This is a genomic window from Oceaniglobus trochenteri (assembly GCF_020529025.1).
Classification (GTDB): Bacteria; Pseudomonadota; Alphaproteobacteria; order Rhodobacterales; family Rhodobacteraceae; genus Oceaniglobus; species Oceaniglobus trochenteri.
Window position 1 is genome coordinate 1 of record NZ_JACNMM010000011.1, and the last position, 22718, is coordinate 22718.

22 protein-coding genes are annotated in these 22718 nt (G+C 64.4%); 8 read left to right on the forward strand and 14 right to left on the reverse strand.

Features of this window, described 5'->3' with window-relative positions; all coding sequences use genetic code 11:
• Window positions 1–316 precede the first annotated feature (316 nt).
• Genes H7828_RS17580 through H7828_RS17590 form a run of 3 tightly spaced genes read left to right on the forward strand, consistent with a single transcriptional unit; the run spans window position 317 to window position 3550 of the window.
• A complete protein-coding gene (locus tag H7828_RS17580) occupies window positions 317–1558 on the forward strand; it encodes an ABC transporter substrate-binding protein (RefSeq protein ID WP_226782371.1) in 1242 nt (413 codons plus the stop codon).
• Between the two features lie 58 nt (window positions 1559–1616).
• Window positions 1617–2645 carry a carbohydrate ABC transporter permease gene (locus tag H7828_RS17585; protein WP_226782372.1) on the forward strand — a complete coding sequence of 343 codons (1029 nt, stop codon included), beginning with the start codon at window positions 1617–1619 and terminating at the stop codon, window positions 2643–2645.
• A gap of 23 nt (window positions 2646–2668) precedes the next feature.
• Window positions 2669–3550 carry a carbohydrate ABC transporter permease gene (locus H7828_RS17590; protein ID WP_226782373.1) on the forward strand — a complete coding sequence of 294 codons (882 nt, stop codon included), beginning with the start codon at window positions 2669–2671 and terminating at the stop codon, window positions 3548–3550.
• A gap of 89 nt (window positions 3551–3639) precedes the next feature.
• On the opposite strand, the gene H7828_RS17595 is transcribed toward H7828_RS17590, so the two are convergent.
• Entirely contained in the window at window positions 3640–4812 is a 1173-nt protein-coding gene (locus H7828_RS17595; protein ID WP_226782374.1) for a nuclear transport factor 2 family protein, read from the reverse strand.
• Window positions 4813–4950: 138 nt separating this feature from the next.
• Between H7828_RS17595 and H7828_RS17600 the strand changes: the two genes are divergently transcribed.
• Window positions 4951–5961 carry a LacI family DNA-binding transcriptional regulator gene (locus H7828_RS17600; RefSeq protein WP_226782375.1) on the forward strand — a complete coding sequence of 337 codons (1011 nt, stop codon included), beginning with the start codon at window positions 4951–4953 and terminating at the stop codon, window positions 5959–5961.
• Here the strand turns inward: H7828_RS17600 and H7828_RS17605 are convergent.
• Genes H7828_RS17605 through H7828_RS17625 form a run of 5 tightly spaced genes read right to left on the reverse strand, consistent with a single transcriptional unit; the run spans window position 5958 to window position 11338 of the window.
• Entirely contained in the window at window positions 5958–7043 is a 1086-nt protein-coding gene (locus tag H7828_RS17605) for a glycoside hydrolase family 88 protein (RefSeq protein ID WP_226782376.1), read from the reverse strand. The two genes, H7828_RS17600 and H7828_RS17605, sit on opposite strands and share 4 nt — an antisense overlap.
• 12 nt (window positions 7044–7055) lie before the next feature.
• On the reverse strand, window positions 7056–8270 hold the full coding sequence (locus H7828_RS17610; RefSeq protein WP_226782377.1) for a mandelate racemase/muconate lactonizing enzyme family protein: 1215 nt from the start codon (window positions 8268–8270) through the stop codon (window positions 7056–7058).
• A gap of 53 nt (window positions 8271–8323) precedes the next feature.
• Entirely contained in the window at window positions 8324–9832 is a 1509-nt protein-coding gene (locus H7828_RS17615) for a tripartite tricarboxylate transporter permease (protein ID WP_226782378.1), read from the reverse strand.
• A 6-nt stretch (window positions 9833–9838) separates the two neighbouring features.
• Window positions 9839–10327, reverse strand: coding sequence for a tripartite tricarboxylate transporter TctB family protein (locus H7828_RS17620; protein WP_226782379.1), 489 nt, complete (start codon window positions 10325–10327; stop codon window positions 9839–9841).
• Window positions 10328–10351: 24 nt separating this feature from the next.
• Complete coding sequence (locus H7828_RS17625) at window positions 10352–11338, reverse strand: Bug family tripartite tricarboxylate transporter substrate binding protein (RefSeq protein ID WP_226782380.1); 987 nt, start codon at window positions 11336–11338, stop codon at window positions 10352–10354.
• A gap of 129 nt (window positions 11339–11467) precedes the next feature.
• Here H7828_RS17625 and H7828_RS17630 point away from each other — a divergent pair, with 129 nt between their 5' ends.
• The 4 genes from H7828_RS17630 to H7828_RS17645 all read left to right on the forward strand — a co-directional run bounded on the left by H7828_RS17630 (window position 11468) and on the right by H7828_RS17645 (window position 15101).
• Window positions 11468–12397, forward strand: coding sequence for a LysR family transcriptional regulator (locus H7828_RS17630; RefSeq protein WP_226782381.1), 930 nt, complete (start codon window positions 11468–11470; stop codon window positions 12395–12397).
• Window positions 12398–12477: 80 nt separating this feature from the next.
• The gene (locus H7828_RS17635) at window positions 12478–13374 is read left to right on the forward strand and encodes an SMP-30/gluconolactonase/LRE family protein (RefSeq protein WP_226782382.1); all 897 of its coding nucleotides are present in this window, start codon (window positions 12478–12480) and stop codon (window positions 13372–13374) included.
• Window positions 13371–14135 (forward strand): SDR family NAD(P)-dependent oxidoreductase, encoded by a 765-nt coding sequence (locus tag H7828_RS17640; RefSeq protein ID WP_226782383.1) that lies wholly within the window; start codon window positions 13371–13373, stop codon window positions 14133–14135. Before H7828_RS17635 ends, H7828_RS17640 begins: the two co-directional genes overlap by 4 nt.
• 117 nt (window positions 14136–14252) lie before the next feature.
• A complete protein-coding gene (locus H7828_RS17645; RefSeq protein WP_226782384.1) occupies window positions 14253–15101 on the forward strand; it encodes an aldo/keto reductase in 849 nt (282 codons plus the stop codon).
• 71 nt (window positions 15102–15172) lie between these two features.
• On the opposite strand, the gene H7828_RS17650 is transcribed toward H7828_RS17645, so the two are convergent.
• From H7828_RS17650 to H7828_RS17685, 8 genes are read right to left on the reverse strand one after another with little or no spacing between them, the layout of a single operon-like run.
• Window positions 15173–16159, reverse strand: a complete 987-nt coding sequence (locus H7828_RS17650; protein WP_226782385.1) for an acetylxylan esterase — start codon at window positions 16157–16159, stop codon at window positions 15173–15175.
• Window positions 16159–17118: a nucleoside hydrolase gene (locus tag H7828_RS17655; RefSeq protein WP_226782386.1), complete on the reverse strand. Its 960-nt coding sequence runs from the start codon at window positions 17116–17118 to the stop codon at window positions 16159–16161. The genes H7828_RS17650 and H7828_RS17655 overlap by 1 nt, the downstream gene beginning before the upstream one ends.
• The gene (locus tag H7828_RS17660) at window positions 17115–17939 is read right to left on the reverse strand and encodes a sugar phosphate isomerase/epimerase family protein (protein ID WP_226782387.1); all 825 of its coding nucleotides are present in this window, start codon (window positions 17937–17939) and stop codon (window positions 17115–17117) included. The genes H7828_RS17655 and H7828_RS17660 overlap by 4 nt, the downstream gene beginning before the upstream one ends.
• Window positions 17936–18919, reverse strand: coding sequence for a Gfo/Idh/MocA family protein (locus H7828_RS17665; RefSeq protein WP_226782388.1), 984 nt, complete (start codon window positions 18917–18919; stop codon window positions 17936–17938). Before H7828_RS17665 ends, H7828_RS17660 begins: the two co-directional genes overlap by 4 nt.
• Complete coding sequence (locus tag H7828_RS17670) at window positions 18919–20142, reverse strand: Gfo/Idh/MocA family protein (RefSeq protein ID WP_226782389.1); 1224 nt, start codon at window positions 20140–20142, stop codon at window positions 18919–18921. Before H7828_RS17670 ends, H7828_RS17665 begins: the two co-directional genes overlap by 1 nt.
• A 4-nt stretch (window positions 20143–20146) precedes the next feature.
• Complete coding sequence (locus tag H7828_RS17675; protein ID WP_226782390.1) at window positions 20147–20959, reverse strand: SDR family NAD(P)-dependent oxidoreductase; 813 nt, start codon at window positions 20957–20959, stop codon at window positions 20147–20149.
• Window positions 20960–20969: 10 nt separating this feature from the next.
• A complete protein-coding gene (locus tag H7828_RS17680; protein ID WP_226782391.1) occupies window positions 20970–21800 on the reverse strand; it encodes a carbohydrate ABC transporter permease in 831 nt (276 codons plus the stop codon).
• Window positions 21797–22690 (reverse strand): carbohydrate ABC transporter permease, encoded by an 894-nt coding sequence (locus H7828_RS17685; protein WP_226782392.1) that lies wholly within the window; start codon window positions 22688–22690, stop codon window positions 21797–21799. Before H7828_RS17685 ends, H7828_RS17680 begins: the two co-directional genes overlap by 4 nt.
• Window positions 22691–22718 lie beyond the last annotated feature (28 nt).

Below are 22718 nucleotides of genomic sequence, written 5' to 3' on the forward strand. Positions count from 1 at the left end.
TGCCCCGCCAGTGCCAGTCGGGCGCGGTGAAGCGCGCAAGGGTGGCCGCAGTCTCGGCCGGGTCAGCCGCGCAGATGGCTGCGTGAAAATCGCGCACAAGCGCCTTCTCGGACTGGAAATCAGACATCAGGATTCTCTTGGACAAGGTTCGTTCCGACAACCACAACACGTTTCGCATTCGAATGCAAAAACATTTTGAATTCGAATGCAAGTCATGCTATCAAGCTGGCATCGATCACCAATCCAAAAAGCACCGACGGCGCCAACCGCCTTGCCGTCAAGGAGCCACCCACCCCAACATGGAGCCACCCCTGACATGAGATATCTGAGTTCCGCTGCCATCGCAGGTCTGATGCTTCCCGCCCTTGCCACCGCCGCCCTTGCCGATTGCCCCGACTTCGGCAAAGGCTCGCTGCGGTTGCTGTCGAATGAACATGCCTCGGTCGAGATCGCGGTCGACCGAATCGCGGAATGCGCCACGGCGGATTTCACCGTGAAGGCGAACCTCAACACCGAACACGCAACCATCCAGGGTCCGGCGCTTTCGGTTTCGCCGTCGGAATACAATGTCGTCGTCCTGGCCAACGGTTCGCTGACGCCGCTGCTGAACGCCAACCTCGTGCGCCCGCTGGACGACCTGATCGCCAAGTACGGCGATCAGCTGAATCCGAACCAGATGATCAAGATCAACGGCAAGACCATGGCCATCGCCTTCATGGCCAATGCCCAGCATTTCTTCTATCGCGAAGACGTTCTGGAACAGGCCGGCGTGCCCGTGCCCACCACCTATGAAGAGGTGATCGAAGCCTCCAAGGCGATCCGCGATCAGGGCATCATGCAGTATCCGCTTGCCGCCACGATGATCCCGGACTGGTCGCTGGCGCAGGAATTCGTGAACATGTACATGGGCCGCGGCGGCGAATTCTTCGAACCGGGGTCGGCCAAACCGGCGCTGGACATGGACAAGGCGATCGCCACCCTGGAGATGCTCAAGGAGATGAGCACCTACATGAACCCCGATTACCTGACCTTCGATACCGATGCCATCGTCCCGATCTGGGAAGCAGGCGAAGTTGCCATGGCCAACCTCTGGGGCTCGCAGGCTTCCAGCTTCCTGCCCGAAAACAGCCCCTCGCCCGAAATCGCCGAAAACACCCGGTTTGCGGCCGCGCCTTCGGTCGGCGGACAGGGTGTGCCGGCAACCACCGTCTGGTGGGACGGCTTTGCCATTCCCAAGAACATTCCGGACGAAGACGCCGAAATCGCCTTCCGGGCGATGATGTACGGCCTTTCGCCCGAAATGGTGGCCGACAACCCCAGGGCAGCGGTCTGGCTGATCAAGGGTTACGAGCCGACACCGGCCGCGAAGGGCATCGTCGAAAGTGTCCAGGGCGGTGCACCCAGCTATTCGATGCTGCCCTACATGAGCCTGATGCACGATACATTCGGCGCCAACCTGGCGGCCTTCATGACCGGCGGAAAATCGGCCGAGGAAACCATTTCGGACGTGCTGCGCGACTACGAGACCTCCGCGCGCCAGGCCGGCTTCCTGAACTGACCACTGTTCAATCGCGCCGCCGGGATTGCCTCGGCGGCGCAAACAATGGCGGGATATCATGCCACATCTGACTTTTGCGAAGTTCATCTTCCCCTCGCTGGCCGCGATGTTCATCTTCATCGCATTGCCCATCGTTTCGGTTGTCTATCAATCGTTCTTCATCGAACACGAACAGATCATGCAGGAGGTCGAAACCTGCGATCCATTCAGTTGCAAGACCGAGCGGCGGATCGACCCCGAGGCGATGATCGCCCTGCGCGCGGAACAGCCGGCGGGACGGTTCAACGGGCTGGGCACCTATACCGACAGCGCCCATCTTGCCTTCGATGAAATCGCACGGATCTGGCGCGCGTCGCCCGACATCCTCACGGCGCTGGACCGGATCACGGACCTGCCGTTCTACCGGGCCCTTCTGTTCACCTTCGCCTACACGGCCGTGGTGACGCCCGCCTCGATCGCGCTGGGGTTCTTCGTGGCGCTGGCCGTCAACCAGATACCGAAGCTGATCCGCGGGATCGTCGTCTATTTCTCGCTTCTGCCGATGATCGTGCCCTCCCTGCTTGGGTCGCTCATCCTGTTCTGGATGATCGATTCGCGGGGCATCATCGGATCGTCGCTTCAGGTGCTGTTCAATGACCCCACGCTGTCGCTCAAGGCGTCACCGGTTCTGACCTGGATCACGCTCTTTTCCTATGGAACCTGGAATTCGACGCCCTTCGTCTTCATCATCTTCTTCGCGGCGCTACAGACCGTGCCGCGCGATACGCTGGAAGCCGCAATGGTGGATGGCGCCTCGCGGTGGGACAGGGTGCGCTTCGTGGTGGCCCCGCACCTGGCCAATGTGGCGACCTTCCTTGTCCTTGTCAGCGTCATGGACAACTTCCGCGTCTTCGAGGCGATCATCGGGTTCAGCGCCCAGGCCCATGCCTCATCGCTGTCCAGCGTGATCTTCAACGATCTGCGCAGCGGAGATGTCCCGCTCTTCGGGTCTGCCGCCGCAACCTCGATCATGACGATCATCTGCATCGCCCTCTTGATGAGCCCCTCGATCCGCCGCACCTGGATATCGTTCCGGGCCAAGGCCTGAACCCCGATCTGGAGATCTGAGCCATGGAAGCTCCCACCTATCGCGTGCCCCGGTACCTCAAACTGCTGGCCTTCGGCTTCGTCCTTGTCTGGGTGTTGACGGCGGCATTCCCCTTCGCCTGGACGGTCTGGGGCAGTTTCAAGGTCCAGGCCGATTTCTTCTCCTACGGAGACTGGACCGATGCCCTGGACGGTCCGGCGACCACCGCCCAGACCGGCGGCGCCTTTACCCTCGACGCCTATCGCGGGGTCTGGATCGACAACGAATTCTGGAAACCCGCGCTCAACACGATCATCGTCACCGTCTCGGTCACGGCGATCTCGCTCACGCTGGGCACCCTGGGCGGCTATGCCCTGGCCCGCTCGGGGTATCGCTATGCCTTCTGGATCCTGCTTGCGGCGCTCATCTTCCGGGCGATGCCGGGGGTGACGCTGGTTTCGGGCTATCTGTTGCCGTTCTTCGAACTGAACATCTGGGGAAAGCTGCCCACGGCGATCATCGTGCTGGTGGCGCTGAACCAGCCCTTCACGCTTTGGCTGCTGCATGCCTTCTTCCTGTCCATTCCGCGTGACCTGGACGAAAGCGCGCTGGTCGACGGATGCACCCGGTTCCAGGCCTTCCGGCTGGCCATCATTCCCGTGATGTGGCCGGGGGTGATTACCGCAGGGATCTTCAGTTTCCTCACCGGCTATAGCGACTTCGTGATCTCGGCGGCGATCCTTTCGGAGGAGAACCAGACCATGATCCCCCGCATCGCGGCCTTCCTCGGATCGGTCCAGTTGCGCGGTCAGATCATGTATGCGGTGGCGGCAACGGTTTCGGTGATCGTTCCGCTGATCATCCTTGTCCTGTTCTTCCAGAAACGGATCGTAAGCGGCCTGACCGCCGGTGCCGTTAAGGGCTGACGCAACAGAAAGACATGAAAAAAGGGGCCGGAACAGTTGATGTTCCGGCCCCTTTTTCGTGTGTCACGCCCCGAAAGGCGTGACGCGGATCAATCCGCCACGGTGCCTTCCGAAGCCATTTCCCCGGCCAGAACCTGCACAAGAAGGCTCATCTCGTCATAGACCGTCGATTCATCGATGATCTTGCCGTCGACGTAGTGATAGTGGCTTACCCCCATCAGCCGGAGCGGCCGTTGCGTGGGGGCGCCCAGCGTTTCGAACTGGCCCCATCCGCCGTGGCGGCCCTCGATCGTCCAGCGCACCGCAACCTTGGTGCCGCCTTCCTCGACCTCGGTGGAGCAGATGTGTTCGGCGCGGAAACTGCCGTCGGGGATCGCCCCGAAAACGCCCATCCACTGGTGGATGATCGCCTCGACGCCGGTAAGCTCGGCCATCAGCGGCCCGTGATACATGGCGTTCGGATCATAGATCGCGCGCATCTCGCCGAAGTTCCGTTGGTTCATCGCCTTGTGCAGCCATTGCAGGGTGGCCTCTTCGGCCGGCGTGCGGGCGATGGCGATGTCGGCATGATCGACCGGCGGCAACTGGCCGATCTGGCGGCTTCTGATACCTGCATCGCGGGGCAGGGCCGCCCCGATCCGCGCCGCGGCGGCACGGGCGAAGGGCATCGGGTCCAGCTCAAGCTGCTGCAGAAGGCTCAGGGTGTCGCCCACCAGCCATTCGCGGTAGATGCGGTTGCGATAGATCATGCAGTCCGCCACGCCGCGCGTCGTGTACTTGCGCCCCGTGGGCGGGCCGTAGGGCCCCGGCTGGGTGTGGCGACCCACCGTCGTGATGAGGTGCGAGGTATAGAACCCGGCCTTGTCGTCCCCACCCCAGATGACCTGGCTTGCCATCCCGACATGGGGCATGGTCACGATCCGCTCAAGCGTCGCCTCGACCACTTCCTCGCGGTCATAGATCGTTTCGTTCGGCAGGTAGACGGTACAGTTGTGGGTATAGTGGCTGTAGATCAGCCCGATGTTCTTCTCCTCCCAGATCCGGTGCGTACAGCGCAGGATGTAATCGACGATGTCGGTATACTCGGGGTCGAACCCCTCCATGGATTGCGTGCGCTTGCGGGCGGGACCGGTGAATTCGGCATAGTCCATGCGCTCGACCGGAATCGTTGTCGGTGTGCGCGCCGACGGTGCGGCGGGTGCCGGTGCGGGGCTTGCCGGTTTGTCGGCGGTTTTCGCCGGGGCGTCTTTGGTATTGCTCATGATTCGAATCTCTTGCGCTTGGTTGCAGCCACGGGGGCTGTTAAAGGAAGGATACATGTCTTGAATTCGAATGCAAAGGCTTGCGTGCCGCCCAGCGGCAACCGTATGGAGAGGGTTACAAGCGCGATGGGAAAAGTCATGCAACGGGATGGGTCGGCGACCTCATACGACGTCGCCCGCGCCGCCGGTGTCAGCCAATCGACGGTAAGTCGCGTGTTTTCACCCAAGGCCAAGGTATCGGAAGCGGTGGCGCAGCGCGTGCGCGACGCGGCGGCCCAGCTTGGCTATCGGCCCAACCGCCTGGCGCGGGCGATGATCACCGGGCGAAGCCGCATCGTCGCCTTGGTGGTCGCCCATTTCGAGAACCCCTTCTATCCGGATTCCTTTGAGCATCTGGCCCTCGCACTTCAGAAGGAAGGCTATCACGTCCTTACCTTCATGGCCGCCGACCTCGGCGCCCGCACCGACGAGGTGATCCAGGAGTTGCTGGACTATCGGGTCGAGGGGCTGATCATGGCTTCGGTCGGCCTGTCCAACGAACTGACCCAGGCCATTGCCGAGGCCGAGATTCCTGTGGTGATGTTCAACCGCGTGCAGGATCATCAGGACATCTCGGGCGTCAGTTCGGACAATGTCGCCGGGGGGCGGGCCATCGCAGAACATCTGCTGCGCACGGGCCATAGCCGGATTTCCTATATTGCGGGCTGGGAAGGCGCCTCGACCCAGCGCGACCGCGAGGCCGGATTCCTGGCCGGGCTGGCCGATGGTGGCGCCACGCTCTTTTCCCGCGAGGTGGGGGATTTCCACCACGACAGCGCCGAAAAGGCGGCGCGCCGGATGTTCGCCGCGCCGGTTCACCCCGATGCCGTCTTTGTCGCCAACGATCACATGGCTTTCGCGGTGATGGACGTGCTGCGCCACGACCTGGGCCTGCGCATCCCCGAGGATGTTTCGGTCATCGGCTATGACGACGTGCCCACCTCGGCCTGGAAAAGCTATGACCTGACCACGGTGCGCCAGCCGGTGCGCGCCATGGTCGACGGGGCGGTCCGGCTGTTGCTGGAGCGGATCGCCCACCCCGATGCCCCGGCGGCGCGCATCGTTCTGGAAGGCGCCCTGATCGAGCGCGGATCGGTGCGACGCGCCTAGCCCTCGCGGGCCAGGGCGCGGGCGCGGATCGCCGTCAGGACCGGCCCCTGCCCCCAGGGCACGATACGGTCAAGCGGGACATGCCAGTAATGTTCCTCGACCAGCGCCGACATGACGGCGGCCGAGACACCGCGCAGGTTTCCCTGGTCGTCCAGGTTCGCGGCCATGGCGGCGAAGGCGCGTTCGGCGGGCCCGGCAAATTCATCGCGCGGCAGAAGCCCCATGGCGATGCCACGGAAAAACGCCGTGGCCATGAAGGCCGCGGTCGAGCTTTCGGCCCCCGAGCGCGGTTCGTGCACCATGCAGTGCCAGTTGCCGTCGGCAAGCTGGAACTCCACCATCCGCCGGGCCAGGGCCAGCGCCTGGGCGCGCACCTCGTCAAGGCCGGGGGTGTCGGCGGGAAGGCAATGGGCCACGTCCAGCAGCCCCAATAGCGCCCATCCCTGTCCCCGCCCCCAGCCGGGAATATAGGCGCGGTCGACCTTTTCCAGCCAGTAGTGACAGTAAAGCCCCGTCGCCTCGTCGAAGATCAGCGGGCGATACCCCAGGATCTCGCGGATGGCGGCGCCGGCCCATCCGCCTTCGGGGTCGATGCGCGACAGGTGGGCGAAGAAGGGCGCGTCGAAATGCATGCAGTCCAGCCAGATGCCCGGGCCGGGGGCCTTCATCTGCTCTTGTTCGGCGGGCGAAAGGGGCACGCCGCCATAGGGCATGCGCAATGACCTGAGCGTGTCCTCAAAGGTGATCGACACCCCGCCGTGGCGGCGACGCCCGCGCAGATGGTGGCCCAGCTTCAGGACCGCATCGCGCAGCACCCCGTCCTTTCGCCGCGCGACGATCTCGCACATCACATGGCCCGGGGCGGTGTTGTCGTCAGGGTGAAAGGGCTCCATCCGCGTGGCCCAGGCGCGAAAGAATCCGTGGGCAAAGTCGATCCACTTTTCGCTGCCCAGGTGGTCGGATGCGGCAACAAGCCCCTCGAACCCCACGGAATCGCCATAGAACCAGCCCTTGAACGGATGGGCGCCCAGGCGTTCGGCCACGCGCGCCACCAGGGCATCGGAAATCTCCACCTCTTGCATGCCGCTCTCTCCTCAGCTCATGTTTCCGGCGCCCGGAAGGCCCAGGTTGTCGACCGGCGGGGGAAGCCGGCGGTCGGCCTCGTCGATCCGGTCGATCCGCAGCACCGCGCCCCAGCCCGGCCCGTCGGGCGCGTGCACCAGGCCTTCGGCCGGGGCAGGCAGGGCCGGGTCCAGAAGCTGCGCCGCCTTCGGGTCTTCCTGGAACTGGTGTTCGATCATGGTGATCGAGGGGCAGGCCCGCGCCACCTGCAACGACACGAGGTCAAGAAGCGGCCCCGCCGGGTTGTGGAGCGAGAATTCCAGCCCCGCCCGCGCCACCAGCGCGCTCATCCGCGTCGCCTCGAAGATGCCGCCGCAGAACCGCAGGTCGGGCATGTAGACATCATAGGCCCCCGCCTCGATCATGGTGCGCACCGTGCCAAGGCCGAAGATCAGCTCGGCCCCGGCCAGGCGGATCCCCATGTCGCCCGCGCGCAGGCGCAGGCGGCGGGCCTCGTCCAGGTAACCGCTGCCCTCGGGCACCGGCATCTCGATCCAGTAGGGGGCGGCTGGGGCGATCTGGCGCAGGGTCTCGAACGCACCCGAGGCGGTGAAGCGGCCGTGGAAATCGACGTTGATGCGGATGTCGGGGCCGACCGCATCGCGCACCGCCAGCACCGCATCGATCCCGGCGCGCAGGTTGCGGCGGGTTTCGGGCGCGTCCATGTCGCTGCTGCGCACGCCGTCGAAGGGCGCCAGCTTCAGCGCCCGGTGGCCGTGCCCCACGGCAAGACGCGCTCGCGCGGCCCAGCCTTCGGGTGTACGGTCTTTCGTGCCCCGGTTGATGTTGGCATAGACCGGCACGCCGTCGCGCCGCGGTCCGCCGATGATGTCGGTGGCGCAGACCCCAAGGTGGCGGGCCTGGGCATCCAGAAGCGCCTGCCCGATCCCGCAAAGCGCCACGCGCGGCAGTTCGTCGAAGTCGCGGAACAGCCGGTCTTCCAGCCAGCGCATGCCTTCACGGATCGACAGCCCCCTCAGCGACCCGGCATAGCCTTCGACCTTGGCGGCGATGCCCTGCTCCATCCCGAAGAACGTCGCCTCGCCAAAACCTTCGACGCCGTTCGACAGGGTGAGGCGCAGGAAGACCCAGGATGTCTTGGGCGAAACCGCGTAATAGACCACGCTCAGGTCGGTGACGGCGGCGTCCTGTGCGCCCGGGTGTTCGATAGCGGTGGCAAGCGACATGGCTGGCGTCTCCATCACGAGAGGAAAAAATGGGATAGGTCGGTGGCGGGCGGTCAGCCCGCCGGCTGTACTGCGGTGCGGCGCGCCCGGGCCTGTCGGATGCCATAGACGATGACACCGATCAGCAGGATCAGGTCGATCGCCAGCAGCACCGCGGAAATCGGGCGGTCGATGAAGATCCAGTGCCCCTCGCGCGAGATCAGCAGCGACCGGCGATAGTTGTTTTCCAGAAGCGGGCCCAGGATCACCCCGATCACCACCGGCGCCAGGGGGTATCTGGCCGCCTTGAACAGGATACCCACAAGGCCGAAGCCCAGCATCGCCCAGAGATCGAAGACCGAAGCCTGAAGCGCGAAGGTGCCGACCGCGCAGAACAGCAGGACCACCGGAATGAGGGTCGAGGCGCGGATGCGCAGGACATAGACGAAAAGCGGGGTCATCAGGACGCCGAGGATCAGAAGCAGCACGTTCGAGAACAGGTAGACCAGGAAGATCCCGCCGACGATCTCGGGCTGGTTGGCAAAGAGCCCCGGGCCGGGAAAGACCCCGAGGATGACCAGCGCGCCCAGAAGCACCGCCGCGCCCGCATCGCCGGGGATGCCAAGGGCCAGGGTGGGCACGAAGACACCGCCCACGGTGGCGTTGTTCGCACTTTCGGTGGCAACCACCCCGCCCTCGGCCCCGTCGCCGTATTTCTCGTCCGGGCGGGCCATGGCCTTGGCGGCGGCATAGGCGACAAAGGAACTGGCCACACCGCTGGCGCCCGGAATGGCCCCGAAGAAGGCCCCCAGCGCCGAGGACCGCAAGAGGTTGCCCCAGTGGCCCAGGGTCAGGGCGATGGCCCGCAGCCCGACGCGCACCGGCGGCAGCATCACCTTTTCGTCCAGCCCCGGGCGCATGACCTGCCAGACCATTTCGGGGATCGCGAAAAGCCCCACCACGATCGCCACGATGTGGAAGCCGTCAAGCATGTGATACGACCCGAAGGTGAAGCGATAGCCGTTCGAGAACTGGTCGGTGCCGATGGTGGCGATCAGCAGGCCGAAACAGCCCGCCAGCAGCCCCTTGGTCAGCGACCCCTCGGAGATCACGGCGACGGTGATCAGGCCGGTGATGGCAAGGGCCGTGTACTCCGGCGCGGTAAAGCCGCTGGCGAATTCGGCCAGCATGGGGGTGGAGATGATCAGGATCACCCCGCCGAACAACCCGCCAAGCGCCGAGGACGAGATCGAGATACCGATGGCATCGGCCCCGCGTCCGGCCCGCGCCATGGGATAGCCGTCAAACAGCGTCGCCGCGGCGAGGGGCGTTCCGGGAATGCCCAGCAGGATCGCCGAAACAGACCCGCCGCAAGACCCGGCCACGAAGATCGCGGTCAGAAGCCCGATGGCGGCGATGGGCGGCTGCCCGATGGCGAAGGGCAGGACCAGAATCATGCCCATCAGCGGCCCGAGGCCCGGCAGCGCCCCGACGACCAGCCCGAAACAGACTCCGATCGTGACCAGGGCGATGGTCTGGAAGGTCAGGAAAAGCGGCAGGCCCGCAAGAAGGGAGTCAAACATATGCACCTACCACAGGGTATCCAGGTTCCAGTTGATCCAGCCGCGCGGCAGCACGACCTTCAGTCCGCCCTGAAACAGCAGCCCCACGACAAGGGTGGTGACCAGGGCGATGATCAGCGTGCGCAGGTTCTGCCGCGCGCCCGCGACCTTCATCATCACGAACAGGGCGGGCGGCGTGGCGATGGTATAGCCCACCACGGTCAGCCCCACGAGATAGCCCGCAAAGATCAGCAGCAGGACAACCGGCCGCCACAGCATCCGGGGGTCCATCCGGTCGGCCATGCGGCGCGCCCCAAGCGCGCGAAGCAGCGTGAAGGCCAGCAGCCCCAGCATCACGACGGCAACGCCCCGCGGATAGGAGGCCGCATCGTCATAGGGGGTTCCGCCGTCGATGCCCTGTTCGACGAACGAGGTGGCGACCTGCTGAAACACGATTCCGCAGATCGCCAGAAGAAAGAGGGCCGCCAGGACTTCGGCCAGGATGTTCAGCCTCATGGGGGCCCTCCCTTTCCGCTGCGCTTATTGCGCCTTCATCTGCTCTTCTTCCCAGGCAATCGCGTTGCGCATGGATTCAAGCTGTTCGCGCACCGGGCCGACGACCGCATCGTATTGATCGGGGCCATAGGACAGCGGGTTGAAGCCGATGTTGCGAAGCTGTTCGCGCACGTCCTCGCGGGCCATGGCGGCCCCCATGGCATTGCGCAGGATCTCGGTTTCCTCGTCCGGCGTGTCGGGATGGACAAGCCACCATGTCCAACCCATGGGCGCCAGGCCCGAGATCCCGATGTCGATATCCAGATCGGTCAGGTTGGGCGCGCCGCCATAGGTCTTGGCCGCTTCTTCAGAGTCGGTCAGCGCCAGCACCATATTGAAGGCCTCGGGCTCTTGCAGGTAGGCGCGCGGGTTCACATAGGCGAAATCCAGAACACCGGCCTTCAGATCCTTCACCGCGTCGCCGTCGGTGCCATAGGGGATGTTCTGGGCCACGCAGTTGTAGGCCTGAAGCACCCGCGCCGTCACCATGTGCGGCAGGTTCTCGCGTGCGTCGGTGGAATAGCGCAACTCACCGGGGTGCTCGGCACAATAGGCCATGACCTCTTCAAAGGTGCTCCAACGGGTGTTGTCGGCGCTGAGACCGACAGAAAAGGGCACCGAATGCGCGGCGTGCAGCGGTTTGAAATCCGCATGGGTCCAGTCGGCGTTGCCAAGGACCGGCTGAAGCACCAGCGGGGCAACCCAGCCGTCGATGATGGTATAGCCGTCCGCCGGACGACCCATCGCCGTGATGAAGGATTTCGTTCCTCCGGCGCCGGGGGTGGAAACGATGGTGATCGATTCGCCCAATTCGTCGCCCATGGCCTTGGCCACGATCTGGCTGGCGGCCATGGCCGCGCCCTGGGTCCAGGGAAAGATGTTCTCGATGGTCCGTTCCGGGAAGTCAGCCAGGGCTGCCCCCGAGGCCAGGATTCCGGCTGCTGCGGTGACAGCGAATGCAGGTTTTCTCATGTTCTCCTCCTCGTTCGTCGGCGGCCGGATCAGTCGGCCTTGTGAAACGGCCATGCCGTCCGGACAATTAATCAGGCCCGGGACGATAAGAATAATGAAATCTGACCGGGTCTGATATAGAGTTTGGGAATGGATCGCAGGATAACGACTTTTCTCACCGTGGCGCGCACCGGTTCGATCACCGAGGCGGCACAGATGTTGAACATCACCCAGCCGACGCTGTCCAAGCGGCTGCAACTGCTGGAAGAATCCATGAATGTGCGGCTGCTGGAACGGCTGCCGCGCGGGGTCGAGCTTACGGCCGAGGGGCGCGCCTTCCTGCCCTATGCCAGGCGCATGCAGGATTGCCACTTCCAGGGGCTGGAGGCAGTGCGCGCCGTCCGTTCGGAACATCTGGACAACCTGCGCATCGGCGCCGGGCCGCTGTTTCACCTGCGGTTCCTGGGCGAGGTCTTCGACGAACTGCGCGGCCTCTACCCGGCCACCACCCTGCGCCTTTTCGTGGACTTCAACTCCCGCATCATTCCGCGCCTTCTGGATGGTCGGCTTGACGTTTCCTTCGGGACTCGGTCGGCCCGGGCCGGGTTGGACGAACTGATCTTTCAGCCTCTGGCCACCATCGAACGCGGCATCGCCATCCGCAAGGATCACCCCCTTACCCGGCTTACGACGATTGGCCCCGACGATATTGCCGGACTGTCCTGGGTGGTCTTTTCCGATACCGACGAACTCGAACAGCTCATCACCGGCTATCTTGGGGCGCAGGGCCATCGGCTTGGCCGCATCCTTCTGCAAACCACCGATCTGGCCATGGCCTTCGATCTGGTGGCCAAAAGCGATGCGGCAATGATCCTGCCGGTCGAACTGACCCCCTACCTGGAACGCTACGGGCTGACCGCGCGGCCGGTGCGCCCCTCGATCGGCATCCTTTCGGCGGGCGCCTATGCGCGTCCATCGATCCTGGATTATCCCGTCGCCCGGGAGGTCATCGACCGGATGCGCGACCATGTCACAAGGGAATTGAAGCCCTTTCGCCAGGACCTGCCAAAGGCATTCTAATCCTCTATGTCAGAGGCCCCCATAATTCATTTTTCAACAGGACCGGTGAGCGGATAGCATTCGGGCAGGATTGCCAAGACATGGGAAAAGCTATGAGCCTTCTGGAAAGCGACGCGGTGCGCCCCGCGGCGTCGACACGCAACATCCTGGGCGAATGCCCCCTTTGGGATTGGCGCAGGAACCTGCTTTTCTGGGTCGATGTCCGGGCGAAGGCCCTGTGGTCACTGGACCCGTCCAACGGGACAACCCGGTGCCACCCGATGCCCGAACTCATCACTTCGGTGATGCTGGGGGGCGGTGGAACGCTGATCCTGGCGCTGGCCAGCGGGCTTTACCGGTTCGATCCCGAAACCGAGAAGATGGACCTGCTGCAGCCCATCGGCGAAGACCACGCCGAAAACAGGCTCAACGATTGCAAGGTCGACCGCAGCGGCGCGATCTGGTGGACCACCATGTGGGATTTCGGCGCAAGGACCACCGGCGCGCTGTACCGGCTGCACCCGGACGGGCGCAACGAGGTGCTGCGCCGCGACATCACCATTCCCAACGGATTGTGTTTCAGCCCCGCGGGCGATCGGGCCTATTTTGCCGACACGCCCACCAACAGGCTTGAAAGCACCAGCATCGCGTCCGACGGCACCCCCGGCCCCTGGCAGCCCTTCGCCGAGGCGACCGATCTGCCCGGCCGCCCCGATGGCAGCGCCTGCGACAGCGAAGGCGCGGTATGGAACGCCCGCTATGGCGGCGGGGCGGTGGTGCGCCTGTCTCCGGAAGGCAGGGAGTTGCAACGGATCGTCCTGCCCGTGAGCCAGCCAAGCTGCTGCGCCCTTGGGGGGCCGGAGATGCGCACGCTTTATATCACGACCTCGCGCCAGAAACTTTCGCCCGAGGCCCTGGAACGTGAACCGCTGGCCGGCAGCCTGTTCCGGGTCGAGGTGGATGTGCCGGGCCTGCGCGACGCGGAGTTCGGGGCATGAGCGCCCTTGAAGGCCGCCGGGCCCTTGTCACCGGTGCGGGCACCCACGGCATCGGCCGCGCCATCGCCCTGGCCCTGGCCGAAGCGGGGGCCGATGTCGCCCTGCACGCCCTGGTGCATGACGACAGCGCCGAAGCCCTGGCCGAACAGATCCGCGCCATGGGCCGCAAGGCCCAGGTGATCGCCGCCGATTTCGCCCGCCCCGAGGATGCCCGCGCCATGGTCCGCGCCGCCGACGAGGCACTGGGAGGGCTGGACATCCTGATCAACAATGCCGCCACGACCCTGCGCAAGCCGGCGATGGAAACCGACGACGACGCCTTTCAACGCCTTCTGACCATCAACCTGGTCAGCCAGTTCGCCTGCGCCCAGGAAGCGGCCCGCCTGATGCTGAAGCGCGGGGTGGAGCATGGGCGCATCGTCATGGTTTCTTCGATCAACCAGGACCTGGCCGTGCGCGACCAGATCGCCTATTGCGCCGCCAAGGGGGGCGTTCGCCAGATGGCCAAGGTTCTGGCGCTGGAACTGGCAGAAACCGGGATTACGGTGAACCTGATCGCCCCGGGCACCATCGTGACCGACCTGAACCGTGAATTGCTGACTGATCCTGCCTTCATGGCCAAACGTGTCGATCCGGTTCCAATGCGCCGCCTTGGCCAACCCGAGGATATCGCCCAGGCCGCGGTTTTCCTGGCGGGCAAGGCTGCGGGCTATATGACCGGATCGACGATCGTGATAGACGGCGGCGTCAGCCTGAGCTGAGCGATTGCGGCCCCGTCCGGCAAAACCGGCAGGCGCGATGCAACTTGCGCTTGTCAAACGGCCCTCGCCCGCTAAGTTATAAAGTTATAATATATTAGCGAAGCACAGGACCATGCCATGACAGTTGCCAATCTTACCCTGAACGACGGCGCGCGGATTCCGCAGGTGGGTTTCGGGGTCTGGCAACTGCCCGACGCCCGCGCGCCCGAGGTCATCGGCCATGCCCTGAACAGCGGGTATCGCCATATCGACACGGCCCATGCCTATAACAACGAGGAAGGCGTGGGGATCGCCGTGCGCGAAAGCGGCCTGCCCCGCGACGACATTTTCGTCACCTCGAAGCTGTGGAACATGTTCCACGGCCGTGACGCGACGATGAAGGCCTTCGACGGCACCATGCAGCGGCTGGGCCTTGAAACCCTGGATATGTATCTGATCCATTGGCCGGTGCCCATGGAAGACAAGTATGTCGAATCCTGGAAGGCGATGATCGAACTGCGCGATGCCGGGCGGATCAAGAGCATCGGCGTGTCGAACTTCAACCAGGATCACCTGCAACGGCTGATCGACGAAACCGGCGTGGTGCCGGTGGTCAACCAGATCGAGCTTCACCCCCGGTTCCAGCAACGCGCGGCGCGCGATTATCACGAGAAGATGGGCATCCGCATCGAAAGCTGGAGCCCCCTTGGTCAGGGCAACATCATCGACGACCCGGTGCTGAAAAGCATCGCCGCCAAGCACGGCAAGGGCGTGGGCCAGGTGATCCTGCGCTGGCATGTCGAACAGGGGCTGGTGGTGATCCCGCGTTCGAAGACGCCCAAACACATCGACGAGAACCTTCAGGTCTTCGATTTCGCCCTCGACGCCGGGGACATGGAACAGATCGCCGGGATGGACCGCGCCGATGGCCGTATCGGGCCGGTGCCGACGGAACTGGGCGTGGTCAACCTGCCGCCGAAGGAATAGCGGACCGCGCTGGCGCGCGGTGCCTGCGGCGCGAGTATTTTCAGCAAGAAAGAGAGGGGGCGCCTGGCCCCCTAGCCGGTCAGTGTCCTTGCCAGAAAGGCAAGCTGTTGGCGGGTCTGGTCGATCTCGCCGCCCTCGTGGTGGGCATAGGGATAGACGGTGATGTCTTTCGGCCCGCCATAGTGGTTGAAGGCGGCAAAGACGGTGCGCGGCGGGCAGATGTCATCCATCAACCCGGCGGAATAGAGCGCCGGGGCGCGGGCACGGGCGGCAAAGCCGATGCCGTCGATATGGCGCAGCGTGTTCTGGATCTCGGGCTCGGCCCCCCGGTGGGACCGCAGATAGCGCACGATCTCGAAATAGGGCTCCTTGTCGGTCATGCGGATCGCCTGGGCGACATGGCAGAGGAAGGGCGTGTCGATGCAGGCGGCGGCGACAGGCTCCAGCCCCGCGACGGCCTGGGCCACGGCGCCGCCCTGGCTGGCGCCCAGCACCGCAAGGCGGCTTTCATCGACCATGGGCAGCCCCTTGACGTCGCGCACCAGGCGCACGGCATCGGTGAACAGCCGGCGGAAATAGCTGGTTTCGGGGCTGCGGATGCCCCGCGTCAGCATGCCGGGAAACTGCGGGCCGCCGCCCATGTCGTGATCGGGCGTTGCGCCGGTGGAGCCGCGCCCGCCCGACCAGCCCGCGCCCTGCCCGCGCGTGTCCATCACCACATGGGCATAGCCCGCGCAGGCCCAGAGCAGGTATTCCTCGGCCTGACCGCGCCCGCCGCCATAGCCCAGGAACTGCACCACCGTGGGCAGCGGCCCCCTGGCGCCGGCGGGCAGGTTCAGCCAGGCGCGCACCGGCTGACCGTCGAAGCCGGAAAAGGTGATGTCGTGGCTTTCCACCAGTTTCAGCGCGGTCTGCGCAGGGGCAAGGCGGATCGGCGCCGCCCTGGCCTGCGCGGCGGCCAGGGTCTGCGCCCAGAAGGCATCAAAGCCCTCGGCCACGATGCCCGACAGGTCGGGGCGATAGTCGCGCAGCGCCGCAAGCGGCAGGTCGAATTGCATCACGCCCCCTTTGCGAAGTTTTCCAGCTTGATGAAGAAATCGCGGAAGATCGGGTTGCGCTTGAGATGCCGGACATAGCGCATCTGGTGGCGGGCATCGTCGAAGGACCAGGTGGCGTTGTCGGTCAGCACCGGGGTGGAACGCAGCACCGAGGGCGCCCAGTCGGGGTTCACCAGCCAGGCGATCACCGCCATGTCCCAGATCTCTTTCGACCAACCGAGGTGATCGTCGGAATACTCCTTGAACCGCATGGCCAGAAAGGCGCCGATGTCGCCCATGGGTTCGACATAGCGTTCGATTTCCGCCGGGGTCGAGGTGAGATGGGTCGTCACCCCCATGCAGGGCACCATGACCAGCGGCACGCCACAGTCGAACAGCACCTGCGCGCCGCCGATGTCCTGGCGCAGGTTGAACTCCCATGTGTCGGGCCAGTCGAGCGCATTGCCGCCCAGCCAGACCACCACGATCTTCTCGGCGATCTCGGGCGCCTTCAGAAGCGCGGCGGTGACGTTGGAGATCGCGCCGATGGCGACGACGTAAAGCGGATCGTCGGGCGGAGCGGCCCGCGCGCGGGCGATCAGGTCATCCACCGCCGGGGCATCGCGGGGCTGTTTCGCTTCGCCGATATATTCGGTCACGCCCTTGAAGACAAAGCCTTCGGGGTCGCGCCCCATGCGTTCCAGAAGGCGCAGGATTTCGTCGTAGGATTGCTGCATCCCGTCGCCGGGGCTGGTGGCGCGGCTGTTGAAGAAGGGCGCGGCATAGATCGCCTCGACCTCGACCGCCTCGGGCGAGAGGAGGGCATAGACCAGCGCATATTGATCGTCGATTTCGTTGAAGGTGTCGGTGTCCAGCACCATGCGCACACGGCGGCCCGGGTGGGCCAGCCGGGCGATGCGGCTGGCATCGTCCATCACGGTGACGGGGGCCGTCGGGGCCTTGCGGGGGGCGACGCTCATGCCAGGTTCACCCCGGCCCTGGCGGCAAGATCGCGCAGCAGGGCAACGGATTTACGGGCCTCGGCAATGTCGCTGACGTGTTCCAGGATCAGCCAGCTGTCGGCGGGCATGTTGGGCTCCATCATCTTCAGCACCTGCGCCCAGTCGGTGGGGCTGGTGCCCAGGGGCGCAAGGCCCATCTTCAGGTGAAACCCGTCGTCCAGGCCGATGTCCTTGATGTGGCCCAGGCCATAGGCGCCGGCGTAACCTTCGCAGACATCGCGGCAGCGGGGGCCGGGGCGCGCATAATCGCGGAAATCATAGTGCGATGTCACATCGAGGTTGGCCACCAGCGCGTCGGGGTCCTCCATCCTTTCGCGCAACCGGTGAAAGGCGTCGGGGCCGTCGATGGCGGTTTTCAGGTAGGGCTCGATGGAAATCTTCGCGCCGTGCCGGGCGGCCAGCCGCACCATGGGGTTCAGTTTCGCCACCAGTTCATCGAAGGCGCCTTCGGAATGGTTGCGCGCGTCCCAGGCGCCAAAGCCGCTGGGGTGATGATTGCCGCCGCAGATGACGATATAGGGGCAGCCGGTTTCAGCAGCGAGCGGGATCGCCTTTTCCAGCATGGCGGTCTGTTTTTCCTGCGCGCCCGTGTCGGTGCTGAGCGGATTGTACCCGAAGGCGCCGATCTGGCAGACCTCAAGCCCCTTGTCGCGCAGGGGGGCCAGCGTTTCGGCCAAGCCCTTTTCGGCCAGGTCGGCGGCGTTGATCGGCACGCCCCTGATGCCCAGTTCGACGGCGGCGGCATGGCTATCGGCGCCTGCCTCAAGTCCAAGTCTCATGTGGTTTCTCCCAGGTCTACGGGCTGTCCGGTGCGGATCGAGGCATAGACCGCCTCGGCCAGTTCCACCGCCTCAAGCCCGTGTTGCGGTGTGGCGGCGAAGGGTTCCTTCGCCGCGATCTGTGCGAAGAAATGGTCGAAGGCATCGGAATACCGTGTCCGACCAAGGGTTTCGGGCCAATAGGCGAGGCGCTTCTGATCTTCGCCGCGCCGGGCCCAGTTCAGGCCGGTCCACATGTGCTGATGGCCCTGCAACTGGGCGCGGCCCGTCGCGCAGGCCAGGTCAAGGCGCGGGAAATCGTCGGGCGCCCCGGCCCCCCGGATGCCCCCCAGCGTCAACGCGGCCACCGCCCCGCTGGCATAGCCGAGCGTCACCGCCGCCCCCGTGGCCGAGGGGCGTGCGCCGTCGTCATAACCGGCGGCATAGACACGCGCCGGCCGGCCCATGACCGCGCGCACCACGTCAAACAGGTGGCAGGAGTTCTCGGTGAAGAACCCCCCGCCCTTCTCCGGATTCCACAGCCATTCGGCATCGGGCAGCCAGTCGAACAGGTATTCCCCGTTCAGGATGCGCGGGGCCCCGAGGCCCGGCAGCTCGGCCAGAAGCCGCTGCACCGGGGCATGAAAGCGGAAGGAAAAGGCCAGGAACACCGGGTGCCCCTTGGTCACCTTCACGATCTCGCGGGCCTGTTGGGCGGTTCCGGCGATGGGTTTTTCCATGAACACCGGAATGCCCGCCGCCATTGCCGCCTCAAGCCCCGCGCCCCGCACATGGGGGGCCGAGGACAGGACAACGGCATCAAGCCCCGCCTCGCGGATCATCGCCGCGTCGTCGGTCCAGGTGGGAATGCCGCGCGACCTCGCGAAGGCGAGCCTTTCGGAGAGATGGTCGGACACGCCCGCCACCTCGCAATCGGCGCGGTTCAGGACCGTGTGCAGCAGGTTCAGCCCGAACCCCTGCCCCGCGATGCCGATCCGCATCACCAGTCCACCGTGGTCTTCATCATGTATTTCTTGCCGGTTTCCGCGCTTTCCTGGGCGCCGGTCAGCATTTCGTTGATATGTGCGCCCCAATCCTCGTCGATCAGGATGGGGGTGTCGTTCAGGATCGCATCGCACATCAGGCGGCTGCTTTCGTGGTAATAGTTGAAACCACCCGGCGTGGGCTTGGGCCATTTGCCCTTGGACAGATCACCCTCTTTCCCGATGTCCATCCAGCCGTTTTCGTCGGGATTTTCCAGCATGTCCTGTTTCGTCGAATAGACGGTGGCCATGATCCCGGGGCGGGGATCGAAATAGATGTTGCCCTCGGTCCCGAAGACCTCCATCGCGCCGGAACGCACGCCCTTGGGGATCGGATGGAAGGGGCGGCCCACATGGAACATGCCGATCCAGCCCGAGTGCATTTCGTAAAGGATGTTGTAGGTATCGGGCGCCTCCATGGTGCAGGCATCGGTTTTCGGCGCCTTGACCACCGCATCCCAATAGTTGGCATCCCAGGGGTCGGTCGCCTTGGCCAGGTAATCGGTGTAGTCGCTTTCGGGCACGATCTGGCGGCTGGGCATCTGCAGCGCCGACATGGCCATCACCGATTTGCAGGCCCCGAACATCGAAACGATCTGGCTGGGGCCATAGGCGTAATCATACAGCATCCCGCCGCTTTCCTTGTTCAGGAAGGCCGCCGCGCCGTAGGGGTTGTGACCCAGGCCACCGTTGTCATGGTCGGGGCCCGTCCAGATGAAGCTGAACCAATAGGGATCGCCAAGTGCGCCGTCCTTCACCAGGCTGCGCAGTTTCGGGAAGGGCCGTTGCAGGGGCGATTGCTGCGAGGGTTCGACAAGGCATTTCACGCCCGCCTCTTTCACCGCCGCCTGGATGGCATCGGCATCGGCCTTGGTGGTGGCCATGGGTTTTTGCAGCAGGATATGCTTGCCCGCCTTGGCCGCCGCGATCGAAAACAGCTTGTGGGTGCCGGGGCCGGTGAGGATCCAGACCGCCTCGATGTCGGCCTTTTCCAGCATCTCGAAGTAGTCGGTATAGCCCTCGCGCGCGCCGAACAGGCGCTGGCAATCCTTCACGCGCTGTTCATCCAGATCGCAGACCGCCACCAGATCGGCCTCGGGGTGATCCATCAGGAACGGGAAGTAATAGGCCGAAGCCACCACGCCGCAGCCCACGGCTCCGATTTTTACCTGTCTGCTCATCGTTCTATCCTTTCTTGTGACCTGCAATCCGCAGAACCCACTGATCGTCGGCGACGATCCGGTCGGCATCCGCGATGATGCTCTCGTAATCCTTGTGGGGCAGGAAATACCGCCCCGTCAGCTTGTCCGCCCGCCCCGAGGCCAGGGCCAGCACGCAATCCGCCACCACCTGAGGAGGGAAATCCTCGCCCTTCTCGAAGATCTCCTTGATCAGGGGGCGGTGGGTCTTGGCCTGTTCGTCGTTGATGAGCCATTGCGTCATCGCCGTGTTCACCGCGGGCGGACCGATGCAGAAGGCCGTCACGCCATGGGGCTGCAATTCCATCGAAAGCCCTTCGGTGATGCGGGTGACGCCGGTTTTCGACGCCGCGTAAGAGGTGCCGTAGGGGTGCCCGTCAAGAACCCCGCCGGAACTGACGATATTGACGATGCGCCCCGCCCCGCGGTCCACCATGCCGCCCGCCACCCGGTTGCACATCAGGAAGGTGCCCTTGAGGTTCACGTCGATATCGCGGAACCACCTGTCGGGGTCGCATTCCCACATGGGCGCGCAGACGCTGAAGGTGCCGGCGTTGTTGATCAGCAGATCGCAGGGCGGCAGGGCCTTTTCGGCCTCTGTCACCGCCGCATCGACACTGGCGCGGTCGGTGACGTTCATCGCGTGGGCGCTGACGCCCTCGCCCAGCTCGCCCGACGCCCGGTCAAGCGCCTCCTGCGAGATGTCGAACATCGCCACGCGATACCCCGCGTTCAGCAATCCTTCGGTGATCGCGCGGCCCAGACCGCCCGCGGCACCGGTGACATAAGCAACTGGCATAGGTTTTCCTTCAGGCTTTGACTGCGCCGCCGGCGAAGCCTTCGACGATTTTTTCTCGGAAGAAGATGAACAGGACGATGATCGGCACCGATGCCAGGACCATCCCCGCCATCAGCGCGGGATAATCGGTGGCATATTGCCCCCCGAAGGTGCGCAGCCACAGCGGGATCGGCTTGTAGGATTCATCGCGGATCAGGGTGGTGGCAAAGGCGAATTCGTTCCAGGAATGCAGGAACGACAGCAGCGCCACCGTGGCCACGATGGGCCGGCAGATCGGAAAGACGATCACGAACATCACGGTGAACAGCGAGGCGCCATCGACATGGGCCGCCTCGTCCAGCTCGACCGGGATCTTGCGGATGTAGCCCTCCATCAGGAAGACGGCCAGAGACAGGCCGAAGGCGGTATAGGGGATCAGCAGGGTGAACTGCGTGTCGAGAATTCCGATGGTGCGGTATTGCATGAAAACCGGCACCAGAAGGGCCGGAATGGGCAGAAGCAGCCCCAGGATGAAGAAGGAAAACACCGCCGCGCGGCCCGGAAATTCGAACCGGGCCAGCACATAGGCGATGCAGTAGGACAGAAGCACGATCAGCGTGGTCGAGGCCACGGCATAGAACAGCGAATTCCACATCGCCGTCCAGACGGTGCCCACCTCGAAGATCTGCACATAGGCGCGGAAGGTCGGGTCGGACGGCAGGGCAAAGATGCTTTCGCTGAAGGCCGCCGTCGATTTCAGCGAATTGTAGATGACCCAGATCATCGGAAAGATCGTGGTCAGCGCAAAGAGGATCAGCGCCGCGTTGATCAGGATGGCGGGAAGGGTGATGCGGCCGGTCATATCCTGTCCTTCACGACGAAACGGTTGAACGCCCAGATGGTCAGCGAAACCAGCGTGAGGGACAGCACGACGATGGCGATGGCGATGGTGTTGCCATAGCTGAAGTTGGCCCGCAGGAACGACTGGCTGTAGGCATATTGCGCCACCACGGTCGATGACAGGCCCGGCCCGCCCCCCGTCATGACGAAGATATGTTCGAAGATCTTCAAGCCGCCCGAAATGGCCAGAACAATCGCCACCGACCATGTCGAGGCAAGCTGGGGAAAGATCACATAGATCGTCTTCTGGAAGGTGCTGGCGCCGTCCACCTCGGCAGCCTCGATGGTTTCCTGGTTGATCGCCGAAAGCCCCGACAGGAAGATCACCAGGAACAGCCCGATGTATTGCCAGACCAGCGCGACGGTGACCGAGTAGATCACGATCTTCGGGTCATCCAGCCACTTCTGCTGCAAGCCGCCCAGGCCGATGGCCTCCAGCGTGTTGTTCAGAAGGCCGCTGTTGATGTCGAAGACCAGGATCCAGACGAAGGAGGTGACCACGGGAGACAGGATCACCGGAAAGAATATGGCGGTGCGCAGGAATTTCGGCGCGATCACCAGACGGCTGTTCATCAGCACGGCGATGATGAAGGCGGTGGTGACCTGGAAGATCACGCTCAGCAGGATGATGATGAAGTTGTTGCGCAGGGTGAACCAGAAATCGCCATCGCCCCACAACCGGACGTAGTTGGCCAGCCCCGCCCAGTGGAACTGGAAATTCTTGGTCTCGAACAGCGAATAATAGAACCCGCCGATCAGCGGCGTCAGGACGACACCGCCATAGACGACGATTCCGGGCAGAAGGAAAAGCCAGATCGCGATGGTGCTGGGCTGGAATGCGCGGGGGGCCAAGACGCCGTCTCCTGGTGCGAAAGGGGGC

What these genes read in the sequence shown, in the direction of transcription:
- H7828_RS17590 (WP_226782373.1), top strand. Translation starts at nt 2,669, where the DNA reads ATGGAAGCTCCCACCTATCGCGTGCCCCGGTACCTCAAACTGCTGGCC.
- H7828_RS17660 (WP_226782387.1), bottom strand. Translation starts at nt 17,939, where the DNA reads ATGAGACTTGGACTTGAGGCAGGCGCCGATAGCCATGCCGCCGCCGTC.
- H7828_RS17595 (WP_226782374.1), bottom strand. Translation starts at nt 4,812, where the DNA reads ATGAGCAATACCAAAGACGCCCCGGCGAAAACCGCCGACAAACCGGCA.
- H7828_RS17580 (WP_226782371.1), top strand. Translation starts at nt 317, where the DNA reads ATGAGATATCTGAGTTCCGCTGCCATCGCAGGTCTGATGCTTCCCGCC.
- H7828_RS17585 (WP_226782372.1), top strand. Translation starts at nt 1,617, where the DNA reads ATGCCACATCTGACTTTTGCGAAGTTCATCTTCCCCTCGCTGGCCGCG.
- H7828_RS17605 (WP_226782376.1), bottom strand. Translation starts at nt 7,043, where the DNA reads ATGCAAGAGGTGGAGATTTCCGATGCCCTGGTGGCGCGCGTGGCCGAA.
- H7828_RS17665 (WP_226782388.1), bottom strand. Translation starts at nt 18,919, where the DNA reads ATGCGGATCGGCATCGCGGGGCAGGGGTTCGGGCTGAACCTGCTGCAC.
- H7828_RS17645 (WP_226782384.1), top strand. Translation starts at nt 14,253, where the DNA reads ATGACAGTTGCCAATCTTACCCTGAACGACGGCGCGCGGATTCCGCAG.
- H7828_RS17610 (WP_226782377.1), bottom strand. Translation starts at nt 8,270, where the DNA reads ATGTCGCTTGCCACCGCTATCGAACACCCGGGCGCACAGGACGCCGCC.
- H7828_RS17600 (WP_226782375.1), top strand. Translation starts at nt 4,951, where the DNA reads ATGCAACGGGATGGGTCGGCGACCTCATACGACGTCGCCCGCGCCGCC.
- H7828_RS17625 (WP_226782380.1), bottom strand. Translation starts at nt 11,338, where the DNA reads ATGAGAAAACCTGCATTCGCTGTCACCGCAGCAGCCGGAATCCTGGCC.
- H7828_RS17640 (WP_226782383.1), top strand. Translation starts at nt 13,371, where the DNA reads ATGAGCGCCCTTGAAGGCCGCCGGGCCCTTGTCACCGGTGCGGGCACC.
- H7828_RS17630 (WP_226782381.1), top strand. Translation starts at nt 11,468, where the DNA reads ATGGATCGCAGGATAACGACTTTTCTCACCGTGGCGCGCACCGGTTCG.
- H7828_RS17670 (WP_226782389.1), bottom strand. Translation starts at nt 20,142, where the DNA reads ATGAGCAGACAGGTAAAAATCGGAGCCGTGGGCTGCGGCGTGGTGGCT.
- H7828_RS17680 (WP_226782391.1), bottom strand. Translation starts at nt 21,800, where the DNA reads ATGACCGGCCGCATCACCCTTCCCGCCATCCTGATCAACGCGGCGCTG.
- H7828_RS17615 (WP_226782378.1), bottom strand. Translation starts at nt 9,832, where the DNA reads ATGTTTGACTCCCTTCTTGCGGGCCTGCCGCTTTTCCTGACCTTCCAG.
- H7828_RS17620 (WP_226782379.1), bottom strand. Translation starts at nt 10,327, where the DNA reads ATGAGGCTGAACATCCTGGCCGAAGTCCTGGCGGCCCTCTTTCTTCTG.
- H7828_RS17675 (WP_226782390.1), bottom strand. Translation starts at nt 20,959, where the DNA reads ATGCCAGTTGCTTATGTCACCGGTGCCGCGGGCGGTCTGGGCCGCGCG.
- H7828_RS17655 (WP_226782386.1), bottom strand. Translation starts at nt 17,118, where the DNA reads ATGAGCGTCGCCCCCCGCAAGGCCCCGACGGCCCCCGTCACCGTGATG.
- H7828_RS17650 (WP_226782385.1), bottom strand. Translation starts at nt 16,159, where the DNA reads ATGCAATTCGACCTGCCGCTTGCGGCGCTGCGCGACTATCGCCCCGAC.
- H7828_RS17635 (WP_226782382.1), top strand. Translation starts at nt 12,478, where the DNA reads ATGGGAAAAGCTATGAGCCTTCTGGAAAGCGACGCGGTGCGCCCCGCG.